Origin of the sequence: Treponema sp. (genome assembly GCF_017430385.1) — a bacterium.
Classification (GTDB): Bacteria; Spirochaetota; Spirochaetia; order Treponematales; family Treponemataceae; genus Treponema_D.
This window is the reverse complement of record NZ_JAFRNB010000183.1, coordinates 1-14,579: the sequence shown is the minus strand read 5'-3', so window position 1 is coordinate 14,579 and position 14,579 is coordinate 1. Positions and strand designations below refer to the sequence as shown.

13 protein-coding genes are annotated in these 14,579 nt (G+C 44.3%); 2 read left to right on the top strand and 11 right to left on the bottom strand.

The genetic code is table 11. The features are described from left to right. On the top strand, positions 1 to 981 hold a 981-nt coding region (locus IJJ71_RS14320), incomplete at its 5' end, for a diphosphate--fructose-6-phosphate 1-phosphotransferase (RefSeq protein WP_296847983.1). Here the strand turns inward: IJJ71_RS14320 and IJJ71_RS14315 are convergent. The 5 genes from IJJ71_RS14315 to IJJ71_RS14295 form a co-directional block, all read right to left on the bottom strand. Continuing rightward, positions 938 to 2,122, bottom strand: coding sequence for a type II toxin-antitoxin system HipA family toxin (locus IJJ71_RS14315; protein ID WP_296847982.1), 1,185 nt, complete (start codon positions 2,120 to 2,122; stop codon positions 938 to 940). The two genes, IJJ71_RS14320 and IJJ71_RS14315, sit on opposite strands and share 44 nt — an antisense overlap. Beyond that, on the bottom strand, positions 2,109 to 2,390 hold the full coding sequence (locus tag IJJ71_RS14310) for a helix-turn-helix domain-containing protein (protein WP_296847981.1): 282 nt from the start codon (positions 2,388 to 2,390) through the stop codon (positions 2,109 to 2,111). The genes IJJ71_RS14315 and IJJ71_RS14310 overlap by 14 nt, the downstream gene beginning before the upstream one ends. Positions 2,391 to 2,464: 74 nt before the next feature. Continuing rightward, positions 2,465 to 2,878, bottom strand: coding sequence for a protease inhibitor I42 family protein (locus IJJ71_RS14305; protein WP_296847979.1), 414 nt, complete (start codon positions 2,876 to 2,878; stop codon positions 2,465 to 2,467). Between the two features lie 84 nt (positions 2,879 to 2,962). Further along, entirely contained in the window at positions 2,963 to 4,288 is a 1,326-nt protein-coding gene (locus IJJ71_RS14300; RefSeq protein ID WP_296847977.1) for a type II toxin-antitoxin system HipA family toxin, read from the bottom strand. Then, positions 4,285 to 4,653, bottom strand: coding sequence for a helix-turn-helix domain-containing protein (locus IJJ71_RS14295; RefSeq protein WP_296847975.1), 369 nt, complete (start codon positions 4,651 to 4,653; stop codon positions 4,285 to 4,287). Before IJJ71_RS14295 ends, IJJ71_RS14300 begins: the two co-directional genes overlap by 4 nt. 266 nt (positions 4,654 to 4,919) lie before the next feature. Here IJJ71_RS14295 and IJJ71_RS14290 point away from each other — a divergent pair, with 266 nt between their 5' ends. Continuing rightward, complete coding sequence (locus tag IJJ71_RS14290) at positions 4,920 to 6,743, top strand: proline--tRNA ligase (RefSeq protein WP_296847973.1); 1,824 nt, start codon at positions 4,920 to 4,922, stop codon at positions 6,741 to 6,743. Positions 6,744 to 7,086: 343 nt separating this feature from the next. Here the strand turns inward: IJJ71_RS14290 and IJJ71_RS14285 are convergent, their stop codons facing one another. From IJJ71_RS14285 to IJJ71_RS14260, 6 genes are all read right to left on the bottom strand, one after another. Continuing rightward, on the bottom strand, positions 7,087 to 8,562 hold the full coding sequence (locus IJJ71_RS14285; protein WP_296847972.1) for a glycoside hydrolase family 32 protein: 1,476 nt from the start codon (positions 8,560 to 8,562) through the stop codon (positions 7,087 to 7,089). Between the two features lie 12 nt (positions 8,563 to 8,574). Continuing rightward, complete coding sequence (locus IJJ71_RS14280; RefSeq protein ID WP_296847971.1) at positions 8,575 to 10,248, bottom strand: extracellular solute-binding protein; 1,674 nt, start codon at positions 10,246 to 10,248, stop codon at positions 8,575 to 8,577. An 18-nt stretch (positions 10,249 to 10,266) separates the two neighbouring features. Then, positions 10,267 to 11,163 carry a carbohydrate ABC transporter permease gene (locus tag IJJ71_RS14275; RefSeq protein WP_296847970.1) on the bottom strand — a complete coding sequence of 299 codons (897 nt, stop codon included), beginning with the start codon at positions 11,161 to 11,163 and terminating at the stop codon, positions 10,267 to 10,269. An 11-nt stretch (positions 11,164 to 11,174) separates the two neighbouring features. Next, positions 11,175 to 12,071, bottom strand: coding sequence for an ABC transporter permease (locus IJJ71_RS14270; protein WP_296847968.1), 897 nt, complete (start codon positions 12,069 to 12,071; stop codon positions 11,175 to 11,177). 135 nt (positions 12,072 to 12,206) lie between these two features. Continuing rightward, a complete protein-coding gene (locus IJJ71_RS14265) occupies positions 12,207 to 13,187 on the bottom strand; it encodes a formylglycine-generating enzyme family protein (RefSeq protein ID WP_296847967.1) in 981 nt (326 codons plus the stop codon). 12 nt (positions 13,188 to 13,199) lie between these two features. Further along, positions 13,200 to 14,579: TonB-dependent receptor (locus IJJ71_RS14260; protein ID WP_296847966.1), on the bottom strand; the 1,380-nt coding region annotated here is incomplete at its 5' end.

Here is a 14,579-nt window from a genome sequence, read left to right as displayed (position 1 = left end):
CTCCCCGAAATCGAAAAAGACAAAGCAACCTACGAAAAAATCTTTGAGATCCTGAAAAAGCTGGACATCAAATTCTTCTTTTACATCGGCGGAAACGACTCAATGGACACGATTAAAAAGCTGTCTGACTACGCAAAAACCGTAAACTCAGACATCCGTTTTATGGGCGTTCCAAAGACAATCGACAACGACCTTGCAATCACTGACCACACTCCGGGCTACGGAAGCGCGGCAAAATTCATAGCCGCAACAATGAAAGAAATCATCCGCGACGGCCATGTTTACGACTATCCGACAATCTCAATCGTTGAAATCATGGGAAGAAACGCAGGCTGGCTCACGGCGGCGGCGGCTCTCGCAAAATCAGATGACTGTGAGGGCGTGGACTTGATTTATCTTCCTGAGAAAGTTTTTGATGTTGACCACTTTATGAGCAGAATCAAAGAGCTTTCAGCAACAGGAAAATCAATCGTCGTGGCAGTCTCAGAGGGCGTAAAGGTCGCGGACGGAAGATTTGTCTTTGAGCTTGCGGAGCATGTTGTGTTCGTTGACGCATTCGGTCACAAACAGATGTCAGGAACCGCAAAATTCCTTGCGAACAAAGTAACGGCAGAGCTTGGCAAAAAAGCACGCGCTATCGAGCTTTCGACATTGCAGCGGTGCGCGGCCCACATGACCAGCCGAACGGACATCACAGAGGCATACAATGTTGGTGGAGCGGCAGTAAAAGCGGCATTTGAGGGCGAGACAGGCAAAGTTGTAGTTATCAAACGAGTCTCGGACGACCCGTACATGGTAATTACCGAAACCGCTGATGTTTCAAAAATCGCGAATGTCGAGAAAAAAGTGCCGCTTGAATGGATTACGGATGATGATTATGTCACGCAGGATTTGATTCACTACATCCACCCGCTGATTCAAGCAGAGCTAAGCCCGATTATGGTAGACGGTCTGCCACGGCACTTGAATCTGACGATGTAAAAGAAGAAAGTTCTGAACTTACAACGGAATTGACTTTTTCGGCAATTTCTTTTGCACGGGAAAGCTTGATTCCGTTTTTTTGTGCAACGGAAAGAAGATTCTCCAGGCTTGGATTTTTGCCCTCACCGTCAATTGTCGTCGCATGTTCTCCGCCGATTGAATTGCTGTAAGTCAAATCATAAGCCGGCGAAAGCTGCCATTGTTTTTGAGATTCGTTGTAAAGCCAGCTGAAATTCTTTGAATGGTCGTCGCGGTTGTGTGCAAAAACATTGAAGCACATCATACGGAAAAGATTTTCTAAATCAGCATTGTTTTTCGTAAGTTTGAGAGTAAGAAGAAAAAGCGTGTTGTAATCAAGATTCGGGATTCTGTGCGAGGTTTCCAAAAGAGCCGATGCACTTGCCATAAGAACCCGACCAGCACCAAAATTATTTCTGTCAAATCGCTTCGTTCCAAAATAGCCTGCGCATTTTTTTGAAGGGAAAAGCCTTGTCTCGCTGACAGGAATTCCGCATTTTCTTGCACATTCGCAGTATTCATATTCTTGAAGCCCTATTTCTTTTGAATCAACAGAAGACGGGAACTTTACAATCCAATCCTCGCCGTCAATTTTTGCAAAAACTTTTGGTCTGGCACCGCCCGAAGAACCGCCAGCCGCAAAAACTGAATCAAGATTTTCTTTGTCACTTTCAGAAAGCTCAGAATTTAAAATTCGCTCGCACTCACAGGCAAGCGCGTCATAATCAGAAGTCAAAACAGGCGAATCAGTCAAAAAATTTTCAGGCTCATAAGTCAATGCGCCCATTCCACTAGAACCGACAATCGCAAGCCTATCCAAAACAGAAAGAGATTCAGGCTGTATTCCATTACGAAGAAGAAGGCGGTCAACTAAGAGCCGACCCCAACCATCCGGCAAAGAATCGTTGAAAATTCCATGTAAGCCGCCGAAAGGCTCCCAATCAGGAATAAAAACCCTCTTTTCCAAAGGAAGCGAAAACGGAGAAATTGAAAATCCAGAAGAAAGCCACTCGTCAGAATATGAAAAAGCCGCAAGACGCTCTTTGTACAAGGCAAGCGTACCAATCAGTGTTTTTTGAGAAGCGTTATTGAAAAATACAGAAAGCCGATCAATTTTTTTCACTTGCGATAAGCTCCTCTATTGAAGAAAACTGGGGTGTCGCAAAAAGCGAATCGAAATCTTTTTCCATATCAAGCGCAATCGCGATTTTTATAAGAGAATCAAAGGCAATCTCGTGCTTCTGTTCAAAGCGTTTGTAAGAAGCAAAACTCACCCCTGCTCTCAAAGCAAGTTCTGATTGAGTAAAATGACGCTCTTTCCGCCGTTTTTGCACCCTTTGTGCGATTTCTTGAGCAATCTGGGGCGCGGTCTTTTGTTCAAGCCAAATCATTGCTAATATATTAGCAAATTTAGACAAAAATGTATATATTTGGATAATATATTAGCAATTATAAAAAATTAACTTTATTCCGAAAATTCTACCACGCCGTGCAGAGTGTCATCAACGACAATCTTTGCATGGCGGATTTCGGCAGTTTCCCCGCCTTTCCACGGACGACGATATGTAAAAGTCAGAGCAGAAATGCCACTCTGTTTACAAGCAAAAACAAAAGTCTGGACACCGCCCACACCGACCATTCCTTTTGGAGCCGGATTCTGCTTGTACGAATCAGAAAGAATCTCGACAACAGCAGGATTTTCAATTTCGCACGCCCAGGAAAAACCTGTGGTTGGATTCGAAGAAAGCTCAACCTGAACCGAAGAAGATTCAACCTGTGGCCGAGAAGATTTTTCCACATTCGCAGAGCGAGTTGTTCCGCAAGAAGCAAGAGCCATAATCAGCAAGGAAAATGATAAAAGAGGAAGTTTTATTTTCATGATTTTATGATAGATGAGAACTGTGGAAATCGCAAACTGTTTGCTTTGCGTGAGCAAAGAAGTGTGCGAGAGGATTTGAAACATCTACCTAACATTTTTCATCAGCAGATCAATCGCCTGCGCGTCCTTTTCTTGAACGCCGGCATCGTTTGCAAAATCGAGCCATTTTTTGACTCCTGACTCTACTTCGGCAAAAATCGTGTGTACTTCTGCTTTTTTGAGACCTGCAATTTCTGCACATTTTTCGTAATCAGAAGCTTCGAAGTTTGCTCGTTTGCCATTGATTGTCATCTGGTGGCTGCTCGTCCACATTCCGTTTGGATTATATGCAAATGCGACATCATAGGCCGGAGAAAGCGACCATTTCCCGGATTTATCCATTAAGAATGATATGTTTTTTACATGATCATCACAATTGAGAGCCAGCACATTAAAAATCATTCTACGGAAAAACTCTTTTTTGTCTGAATGAGGCAGATTGAGCATGTTCATCACTGTAAAGCCCTGTTCATAGCTTGCCGAGCCAGCTTGATTGAAGTCTAAATGAGCCATTGCTGCGAGTGACTGCATGTGAAGTTTTTGTGTGCGGCCAGTTTTGTCAATAAAGCGGTCGAATCGTTTAGTCATAAAGTGCTTGTTTTTGCCATCATCGAGAAGGCGACAAGGATTCATGTTGATGCCACATTCTTTTGCCATGAGATAATAAGCATACTCTACAAGACCAAAGTCGCTTTTGTCATTGCTTTCTTTGTCCTTGTTCTTTGAAAGCCCGCTGAATTTTAAGAGCCAGTATTCAAAGCCCTCGGAATTGTCGGTTTGTCCAGAACGAACTTCATTTGTTTTGGGATTTAAGGAAATTACGGCTTTTGCCCTGGCTCCGCCCGCACTTGTTCCAAGCGTAATGATTTTTTGCAGAGACTCGGAAAGTCCTTTTTTGTCAGCTTCGTCAAAGACTGCAGAAAGATTTTTACGATTGTTCAACACGATTTCGGCAAGCTCCGTTAAATCCTGAATCCGAATCGATTCTAAATCAGACGGATTTTGCTCATTCAAAGACGGCTTGTATTCCAGTGCTCCCATTCCTCGTGAACCTGTGTAACAAAGTCGCTCAACCGCATTGAAACTTTCTGGCAGTCGCCCTTGCTTTGCAAGATAAACGGAAATAAGCTCGTTACCGAATTTGTCGGGAAGAGAATCACTTAAAAGCCCCGGCAATCCATGAAAACTTTCATAAGCAAGATTTGGGAAAGAAAAAACGCCTGGCTTTAATGGTATCATGATTGGAGAGACTTGAATACCAGTTTTGAGAAATAACGGATCGTATTCAAAAGTGGCAATTTTCTGCCCTTCATCAAGAGAAATTGCCCCGACCGTTGTGCCCCAAAGAGTGATTTCAGCACTGTAAATCATTTATCCTCTCCCCAGATAAAATCTGAATCAGAAGAAACTGAACCGCTCCGTTTTTTGTAGACCCTTTTGGGATTATCGAAACCGCCTTTGCTCTCGGCAATTGTTAAATAGTCCATTGGGGAAAGTTCGTATACAGGGAAAAGCAAATCAACTTGCGAGAGCTTATTAAAGGCTCGCATAATTTTTATGAGATTTAAAAGCTGAATGCTCTCCCCCTGCTCTGCGCGCTCAATGGTGCTCTTGCCGACACCACTAGCGGCACAAAGCTCGGCCTGAGTCATTTTTGAACGAAGACGAAGTTTTTTGAGCCTTTCGCCAAGCTCTTTGAGGATTTGAACATCTGATTGCAAGTTGTCGATTCTCATTAAGTTTAGAATAAGACGACATCTGCAATTTGTCAATATAATTCTTCAAAAGTGAAGAATTAAAGCCAAATATCGCAAATAAATCTTCATATTTGAAGAGTTATTTTATAAACTCCGTGCTAGGGATTGTAGGAGCGGCGAAGCCGTTGCGCAGCAATGGAGTGCGGAAGCACGGAACTCCGAAAAGCCCGGCCTGCCAAAGGCAGGAAGCACCCAATTTTAAATCTCAGTTGTAAAACCCTTTGCAATTCAATAAAATATCTTCCATGAAAACATCAAAATTCTATCTTTCGACACTCCGCGAAGCTCCTAGTGAGGCGGTAATCGCCAGCCACAAACTCATGCTTCGGGCTGGAATCACACGCAAACTTGGAAACGGACTTTACACTTATCTTCCTTTGGGCGTCCGCTCTCTTTATAAACTTGAACAAATTATCCGCGAAGAACTTGACGAATCTGGCGCGCTTGAATTCAAATCAACTGTTATCGTTCCGGGCGAAATCTGGAAGGAATCTGGCCGATGGGAAACAATGGGCCCTCAGATGCTCAAGGCAAAAAACCGCGGCGAGCAGGACATGGTTGTCTCTCCTACTGCCGAAGAAGCTTACACTGCAATCGTTCGTGACGGGCTGGACTCATACAAGCAGCTTCCTGTAAACCTCTATCAGATTAACACAAAATACCGCGACGAAATCCGTCCTCGATACGGCGTAATGCGCGGCCGAGAGTTCATCATGATGGACGGCTACTCAATGCACGCAACTCAGGAATCACTGGACGAGACTTATGACGCTTATGCTAAGGCTTACCACAAGATTTTCAAGCGACTCGGCCTCAAAATCATTCCTGTAAAGGCTGACTCAGGCGCAATGGGCGGAAGCGGCTCAGAAGAGTTCATGGTTGAGTCTCCAATCGGTGACGACACACTCATTATCTGTCCAAAATGTGGTTATGCCGCAAATGCCGAGAAGGCTGCCTGTGCACAGGACAATCCACCTTCTGTCAAAACAGATGCCGCTCCAGAAGAAGTTGCCACACCAAACGTTTTCTCAATCGAAGACATGGAAAAGTTCTTCAACGCTTCTCCAAAAACTTTCATCAAGGCGCTCATTTACAAAGCAACAAACTGTGCGCTTGACCTTTCAAAAGTTCCGGGATGTGAAAAATGGGAGCGCGTGAAGGATCCGGCAGGCGATTACTACCCGACGGCATTCTTCTGCGTTCTTATCCGCGGAGACCTGGATGCAAACGAGGCAAAACTTGCGGGTCTTGTAAAGGCAAGCGAAGTGGAGCTGGCAGAGCCTGAGGAAGTTGTTGCAATGAGCGGAGCTTCTCACGGTTTCGTTGGCCCACGCAAAGTAAACTGTCCGATTATCGCAGACCTTTCAATCATGACTGCAAAAGAAGACGGCACTTTCGAGGCTCAGATTCATGACGCAATTGCAGGAGCCGGAAAAGACGGATTCCATGTAAAGCACATCGAGCCGGGCCGTGATTTCACACCATACATGGCAGCTGACGTGCGCCTTGCAAAAGAAGGTGACAAATGTGCATGCTGTGGCGAGACTTTCTACCAGAAAAAGGGAAATGAGCTTGGACACATCTTCAAGCTCGGTCAAAAATACACAAAATCAATGAAGGTAACTTTCCTTGCAGAGAACGGAAAGCCTGCAATCCCGACAATGGGCTGCTACGGAATCGGTGTTGACCGCACTCTCGCTTCAATCATCGAGGCAAACAACGACGACCACGGAATTATCTGGCCAATGACAGTGGCTCCTTTCCAGGTTTGTATCGTTCCAATCCGCTACGAAGGCGCAATGAAAGAAGAAGCCGACAAGATTTACGAAGCTCTCAAAGCCGCCGGAATCGAAGTCCTTCTTGACGACCGAAATGAGCGACCAGGCGTTAAATTCGCCGACATGGAGCTTATCGGAATCCCGCTTAGAATCACAGTCGGTGACAAAAATCTTCCGAACGTTGAGTTCAAACCAAGAAGTGCCGAAAAAGCCGAGCTTGTTCCAGCCAGCGAAGCTGCTAAAAAGGCAGAAGAGTTCGTTAAGGCAGAACTTGCACGCTTGAACGGATAAAAAACTATAAATTAGACGCAGATAGACACAGATAAACGCAGATTACTTATAGTTTATAAATCCGCGTGAATAGTCAGCAGTCAGGAGGGGGAATCGTATTACAAGATTCCTCTCCTGTTAAAAATGGCTCCCAGTCGTGAAAACGGCTTATCGGAATCGCATGCTAGCATGCTACACGCGTTTTGTGCCTGTAACTATATACGTTTGCCGCTTGCGCGGCAGCACAAAACGAGTGTTTCCGTAAGCCGTTTCACTCCATCGCGCCATTTTTAAAATAATATGACTTATAATGAGCTTGCCCTGATTAAAGTAAATTTTTCTTGAATACGTCAAAAATTTATTTTCACACTTTCAGCGAATATTTTTTTAAATCCAGACAGGCCTTTCCATCAGCGATGAATGAGATTCCTTCTGCTTCTTGCGGAGTATAAATTGCGCAAGTCATTGCCTGCTCGCCTCCGTTCAAAAAGACTTCAATGCTGTTCTTGTCAAGGACGATTCTTAAATTCAAATCTTTTGAATCATTCAGGATTTTGCATACCTGAGTGTGCATAAGAGCACGCCGAGTCCCGGAATATCTTCGGTCAATCGTAAGCGTGTGCTCGTGAATGCGATAAATCAAATCCGTGTGGAAGTTTTTATCTTCGGCAAGCCTTACCGTGCAGGAATAGCAATCAGCCTCAGGAGTGATTTTGACTTCCATATCAAGCACGCGGCCTTTCACCTCATCAAAACCCATTCGGTTTGAATCCAGACTGACATTATTGAAAGAAACCTCATCTTTACGAAGACTATCAAATTCCACGGCTGGTTTTTGCCACATTCTTCCGTTCTTTACAAAAACTTCGCGCGGAACCGACATTTGTCCTGCCCACGGAGAACCGGCTTCCCTTATGGAACAAGTATCCCAGTTCTGCAACCAGCCAATCATTATTCTTCTGCCGTCTGGTGTCTGAACGGACTGGGGAGCATAAAAATCCATGCCGCCATCGATAATCTGCTTTCCTTCCTCGCAGAATTTTCCTGTTTTTTCATCAAATGTTCCGATAAGGCAAAGAGTTCCGTTTCCGTTATTGAATTCACCTTCAGCGATCATATCCTGCGGGCTTACGAGAAGCAGGTATTTTTCGCCAAGCTTGAAAAAATCAGGGCATTCCCACATTTTTCCGAAGCGATTTTTGTTTGAGTCAAGGACAGTCCAAAAGGTCCAGTCAAAGCCGTCGGAACTTACATAGAGCAGAATCTGACCGCTGCCGTCAGAAGGCCTGCTCGCCACCGCGCAACAAAATCTTCCGTCTGAGAGTTGCCAGATTCGCGGGTCACGGAAATCCGCCTTGCTCGCTCCTTCCGGCAATTTTGAAGCATCAATCACAGGATTTTTTTCGTATTTGCGATAATTCTGTCCGTCACCAACGGCCAAACACTGAACCTGAGCATCTCGCAGAGACCCATCCGGCAATTTATACTGTTTTACACCAGTATAAATCAGCAGATGAGTTTTATCTGAAAGCTCAATTGCACTTCCAGAAAAACAACCGTTGCAGTCATAGCTCTCATCTGGAGCAAGGGCAGCCGGGAGGTACTCCCAGTGCAGAAGATCCGAACTTACCGCGTGCCCCCAGTGCATTGTATTCCAATGAATATCATACGGATTATACTGATAGAAAAGATGATATTTTCCGTCGTAATATGAAAATCCGTTCGGGTCGTTCATCCAGCCGCAAAGTGGGGTCAGATGAAAAGCCGGTCTGTCCTTGGCCGCAATGGAAGCAGCAGCCTTGCTCTCATAATTTCGTGCTTTCTGCAACAGTTCGCTCATAAAAATCCTCTGCTAGTTTTCAATATTTGCGTAATATGAATCGAGATATTTCTGGAAAATTGAAAGGAGCTTGTCGAGTTTGTATGAATCAAGCTTTTTCTTGAAAGTTTCCCAATCCTGATCCGTGAATCCGTTCATTACCCAGTCAGATTTTGCGGTATTAATAGCCTTGCTGACATCTGCCTGAATATTTGAAACTTCTTCCGTATCTTCACGAGTCATAAATACATTCGGATAGACATATTTTTCGTTCACATCCGGAGTGAAGTAATCTTTTATCCAATCAAGTCGGTATTTTGCATCGTCCGGGCAAGTAACATAAACGCCATAATATTCATCAAGAATTGCAAGCGGGCCGTTTACGCTCTCTGCCTCACGAACTTCAACAGGAGAAGCACTTCCCAACGGAGCATGTTTAAGCATATCTTTGCCAGCTTTGTTTTTTCCAAGAACGAAGATGTCGAATTCATCGTCCTCGCCATAAGTTCCCCAGTTGTTCTGTGGAGACTGGAACGGATCGTACATCTGGTCAAGCCAGGCACAAACCAAAGCCGGATTTTTTGCAACCGCAGTAACGACGCATCGGCCACGGTCAAAACCACTGGTGAATGAGCCGTTCTGAGCAGTAAGATTTTTGACATCAGCTTTAAGTACCGGAAGAGGAACCCAGTCGGCAAGGTTTGCAATGTTTGCGACATCCCAGCTGAAGCACACACCGTAACGACCAGATTTTCCTTTTGAGACATAAGTTGACCATTCCTGTGTGAATGCCTCAGGGTCAATCAAGCCCTGCTCGTACAATTTGTGAAGCCAGGCTGTACCTTTTTTGAATCCTTCCTGTGTCGCGCTGCAAATAACCTTGCGGTTGTCAGTAACTGCGATATGACGACCTTTGTCCGCATCACCGTAGCCCTCGCCAAAACCATTGATAAGGACATAAGGATCCTGTCCGCCATCGTTCATGATGAAAGACATCGGGATTATGCTTCCGTCGATTTTGAATTTTGTTTGAAGAAGACTTGCCTTGTTTTTGAATTCAAGCAAAACCTTTTCAAATTCTTCTATTGTATTAGGAACTTTCAGCCCAAGAGCATCGAGCCATTTTTTGTTGATGAAGCTCATGTTGTCGATAACCTGAATTGCTTCTTTGCCAGAACCAAGCTGCTCAATCCACGGCAAGCCCCAGATGTGACCGTTTGAATCAGTACACATTGCGCGGTACTCAGGATATTTGTCGAAAACAGCTTTTAAATTCGGCATGTAAGAATCAATATAGCCTTCGAGCGGAATGATGATTCCCTGATCCGCATATTTTAAGAGGCTCGAATCGTTGAAGCTGGCGTTGAAGACGAAATCAGCAAGAGTCTTCGGATTTGCCATTGCCAGGGTGATTTTATCATTCCACTGGTCGCTCTGAATTGCAGTCCATTTTACCTCAACGTTTGTTTTTTCCTGCAAGCGGCGGAAAATCGTCCTGTTATTCGGATTTGATTCTGTATTAGCGGGGAAGCTTGTAAGACCTGTAATCACAGTTTTTTGTTTAAGAGGGAAAGCCAGCTCACTGAGGTCAACTTTCTGGATATCCCCGCTGTTCAAAGAAACATTCTTGTCTTTACAGCCCAAAAACAGGCTCGTACCAAAAGCCACTGCCGCAAGGGCAAAAGCCATTTTCTGATTTTTTTTCATTTTTTCTCCTTTTCTTAATCAGCCCTTGATAGAACCGATTAAAATTCCTTTGTTAAAATACTTCTGGAAGAACGGATACATCACGAGGAGCGGGAAGCTCGAAACAATGATGGTCGCATATTTCAGAAGTTCGGCAAGCTGAGCGCGTGCCGCAGTGCTCTGCATGTCAGAAATCATGCCCGACTCAGGCTGGTTCTGAATCAAAATTGAACGCAATACAAGCTGTAGAGGCTGTTTGTCCGCATCGTTCAGATAAATCATTGCATCAAAGTAGCTGTTCCACATTCCGACGAACTGCCACAAGGACAGAACCATTATCAACGGAGCACAGACAGGCAGCAAAACTTTGAAGAAATATGTCACCTCGCTGGCACCGTCAACAAAAGCCGCTTCCTGCAATTCCTTCGGAACACCCTTGTAATAAGTACGGGCAATAATCATGTTCCACACGCTGAATGCACCTGGAACAACGACTGCCCAGATTGTGTTAATCATTCCAAGATTGCTCACAAGAAGGTAAGTAGGAATCAGACCGCCGCCGAAGAACATCGTAATCACGAACAGGATGTTGAAGAACTTTCGTCCCTTGAAATCCGGCCGCGACATCGGAAATGCCACAAGCAAAGTGACAAAAACCGATAAAGCTGTATAGACAACAGAATACAAAATCGCATTGCCAAAACCAGTCCAAATCGCTTTGTTTGACAGAACCCGTTCATAAGCCGTAAGCGTCCATTTGTCGAAATCAAAAGTAACGCCCTTATTCTGCAAAGTCACGGGATCAATAAATGAAGCCACGATTATATAAAGCACAGGCACAATTATTGAAATCACGAAAACCGAAAGAAGAATATAACCAATTCTGATTATAGCCCGGTCACGAACACTTAACTTAATAAGATGATTTTTTTCCATGGTAAATCTCCTTACAAGCCCTGCTCGTCATTCAGTTTCGAGACTGTCTTGTTAACAATCAAAAGCATGATTACATTCACGACAGTATTGAACAATCCAACCGCCGTTGAAAAACTGTAATCGCCGTCCAAAAGACCTTTCTTATAAACATAAGTCGCGATGATTTCCGCAGAAGGAAGGTTCAAGTCAGTCTGTAAAGCATAGGCTTTCTCAAAACCGATGCTCATTATGTTTCCTGCCTGCAAGATGAACTGGATCAACGCGATTCCCTTGATTGCAGGCCATTCCACAACCCGAATCTCCTGCAAGATGTTCGCTCCGTCAAGAATCGCCGCTTCCCTTGTTTCCTGATTGACATTCGCAAGGGCTGCCGTGTACATGATTGAAGCCCAGCCAGCTCCCTGCCAGATTCCGCTCGCAATGTAAATAGAACGGAATGCTTCTGGAGCAGCCATAAAATTAATCTGAGTTCCTAAAAAATTATTTACAGGACCAGTTACAGAAAGCAGAATTCGCACGATACCGCAGACTACGATTACCGAAATGAAGTTCGGCAGATAAAGTACGAGCTGAACATTCCGCTTGATTGCCGGACTTTGTACCCGGTTGAGCAGAAGCGCAAGGATAATAGGCACAGGGAAGCCCCAGAGAAGCCCGTAAACGCTCAATTTCAGTGTGTTTGCCAGGTATGAAAGAAAATCTGGTGATGAAAGAAAACGGGCAAAATGCTTGAGACCTACCCATCGACTTCCCAACAGTCCGCGAATCGGATTGTAATCCTGAAAGGAAATCAAAATTCCACCCATCGGAATGTAGCGGAAAATTATCGTAAGCGCGAGAGCCGGAAGAAGAAAAATGACATACAGCTGCCAATGGTCACGCACATACAACATAGTCTTTGATTTCATGTGTGTCTCCTTTTTTGTGCATTTGTAAAACAGATTTTACAATTATAAAAACAGTGTAAAATCTGTTTTACCATTTGTCAAGTAATTTTGTGCATTGTGTAATACTTTTTTGTTACAATTTTGCACATTTTTTTACTATTCCGACTTTTGCACAATTCGGAAACCGACGTCACCCCAGCCCTCATGTGCGGGAATATCCCAGCGTGTTGAAACAGAATAATGTCCCAGATACTCCTGACTAAAACCACCTCCATGGCGAGCATGCTTATGCTCAGCTTCATTGATATAGTCCCAGCATAATTCCCATAGATTTCCTGTCATATCATAGATACCGTTAGAATTCGGAAGTTTTTTTGCCACTTGATGAGTGGTTTTGCCAGAATTTCCCTTTTCTTCATCCCCTCCCTCTTTAGTCGTAAGATACCATGCATAGTCATCGATTTTATCCTTCTCATTTTCTCCTGCGAATCCAGAGAAAAATCGCTCGTCGAAACCGCTGAAGACAATGGCATTGTTTCCAAGAGCCGCAAACATCCATTCCTTCTCATGAGGAAGCCTGAATCCGTTTGCGCTGCTATCTTCAGCTACAGCATTCCATGTGTCATTATCCGAAGTCGGAATATCTCCCCATGTACCTGTATCCGTGCTGTCACCAATCTTATAGACCGGTGTGAGACCTTCTTTTTCGCTGAGTTTGTTACAGAATACCAGAGCTGCATAGAAACTTACGCAGTCAACCGGGCGTTTTTCCTGAACTTCACCTTCAGCAGCTCCGTCCTTGTGACTACTTGGATTTATTCCCATAACAGCCTCATACAATTCCTGTGTGATTTCAATGTTTGAAATCTTGAAAGCAGGGAGGTTCACATCTTCCGCAGTATCATCTGCTCCATACTTGAATTTGAAAGTTCCAGCCGCAATTTCCTTCATGGTAAGATACTTTGATACAAAACTATTCGGATCACCGCAGGCAGGATTTTCTCCCTTATTCCCCGCTGAAGGTTTTGCCGGAGAAGATTTTACAGGCTCTTCATACAGAGAGCCGTTATAACATGAAACGAACCACATAGATGCGGCAACCGCCAATACTCCAACCAATGCTTTTGCTTTTTTCATTTTTTGCCCCCATTAAAGACCAAGCTTAATAATTACATAAGAGCCAAGGGTAATTTCATCCTTGATTCCGTCATAACTGTTACCATTGATTTTCTTTCCATAATCGCCGGTATTGATGTGATGGTACCATGAGCCACCGAACGAGAAGCCGACCCCTTTCATAAAATAGTAGGTCCAGCTGCCCTTTACAGTAAGGAAGTTTTCTCCAAGCTCAAAACCATCGTTGTTGTCCAAATCACGACAGTAAAGGCCTCCGTCCAGATTGACCGTTCCATAATCAGGAATCGTGTAGCCGATTGAACTGACCGCATAGAAGCCTTTTTCAGCCTTGTTTCCTACAGTTTCACCTTTGTAGTTTTTGTAGTGATAGACACTTTCACCAAACTGCTTGCTTATATCATTTGTGGCATTGTTATCGCCCGGCATAATCTGAGAATAATTCAGGAAAAGTTTTGCGCGAAGTTTATCATTGAATTTGTACTGAACGCGGGCATCAAATGCAAAAGCCTTGAATTCGTTTTCACGACCTTTGTATTTTTTAGAACCGTCCGCAATGTCATTTGCAAATGTAACGCCCAAAGTCCCCATCAGTTTGTCACGCATGAGACGAGGTTGCCAGAATGCGGCCACAACATTGTTTCCCAGATGCGGGGCTTTATAGATTAATTCAACGCTGCCAGTTCTAAATCCGTATCCAATTCTGAACTGAGGCTCAGGGATCCATGAGACGCTATTATCCTTATCATCTTCTTCCTTACCCCAGCTGTTGTTCGTCCATTCCACAGTTTTTATTTTGTCACTTCCAGGAACATAATTTCCTACAAGAACAGCAGATGCAAACAATCCGGTATCGCCTGTTGAGTAGATGAACTGAATATTTGTTCCCTGTCCCTCAACGCCGTTTCCAAGCTGAGAAGAAGACCATCCGTAAGAGCGATCCCAGCGGACAGAGCCGGCTTCGTGTCCCAAATCATTTTTTGTGAACGAAAGAATTTTCGTCGGGTCTGTAATCAACCCGTAGTAAACACCCAGCTCATTGTCGCCGTGACAATCAATAATAGTAATTTCACCAAATTTCTCTACAAGACGCTCCTCTGCACCTTTAAACCAATGCCGTTCGTCTGCCGTTCCGGCAACAATTTTCAGGGATTCGGTGGGCTTAAACCAGCCGAAGTAAGTGTCGAGCCGGCAATCTTTTACTCCGCCTTCCTGCTTGAATTTGGGTTTGAAGTTGAGTTCCACGCCTGCCCTTCGGTCAGTCTCAAGTTTAAAACGAAAGTCTTCGTCACATTCCGCCCACTTCGTCACCTTTCCAAGCTCCGAAGTCGTACCAGAATCCTTTCTTGTGATATCTGCGACCGCAAAGGGAAGTTTTAGCCCCATGTCCAGCAT

What these genes read in the sequence shown, in the direction of transcription:
- IJJ71_RS14310 (WP_296847981.1), bottom strand. Translation starts at nt 2,390, where the DNA reads ATGATTTGGCTTGAACAAAAGACCGCGCCCCAGATTGCTCAAGAAATC.
- IJJ71_RS14305 (WP_296847979.1), bottom strand. Translation starts at nt 2,878, where the DNA reads ATGAAAATAAAACTTCCTCTTTTATCATTTTCCTTGCTGATTATGGCT.
- IJJ71_RS14300 (WP_296847977.1), bottom strand. Translation starts at nt 4,288, where the DNA reads ATGATTTACAGTGCTGAAATCACTCTTTGGGGCACAACGGTCGGGGCA.
- IJJ71_RS14295 (WP_296847975.1), bottom strand. Translation starts at nt 4,653, where the DNA reads ATGAGAATCGACAACTTGCAATCAGATGTTCAAATCCTCAAAGAGCTT.
- IJJ71_RS14290 (WP_296847973.1), top strand. Translation starts at nt 4,920, where the DNA reads ATGAAAACATCAAAATTCTATCTTTCGACACTCCGCGAAGCTCCTAGT.
- IJJ71_RS14285 (WP_296847972.1), bottom strand. Translation starts at nt 8,562, where the DNA reads ATGAGCGAACTGTTGCAGAAAGCACGAAATTATGAGAGCAAGGCTGCT.
- IJJ71_RS14280 (WP_296847971.1), bottom strand. Translation starts at nt 10,248, where the DNA reads ATGAAAAAAAATCAGAAAATGGCTTTTGCCCTTGCGGCAGTGGCTTTT.
- IJJ71_RS14275 (WP_296847970.1), bottom strand. Translation starts at nt 11,163, where the DNA reads ATGGAAAAAAATCATCTTATTAAGTTAAGTGTTCGTGACCGGGCTATA.
- IJJ71_RS14270 (WP_296847968.1), bottom strand. Translation starts at nt 12,071, where the DNA reads ATGAAATCAAAGACTATGTTGTATGTGCGTGACCATTGGCAGCTGTAT.
- IJJ71_RS14265 (WP_296847967.1), bottom strand. Translation starts at nt 13,187, where the DNA reads ATGAAAAAAGCAAAAGCATTGGTTGGAGTATTGGCGGTTGCCGCATCT.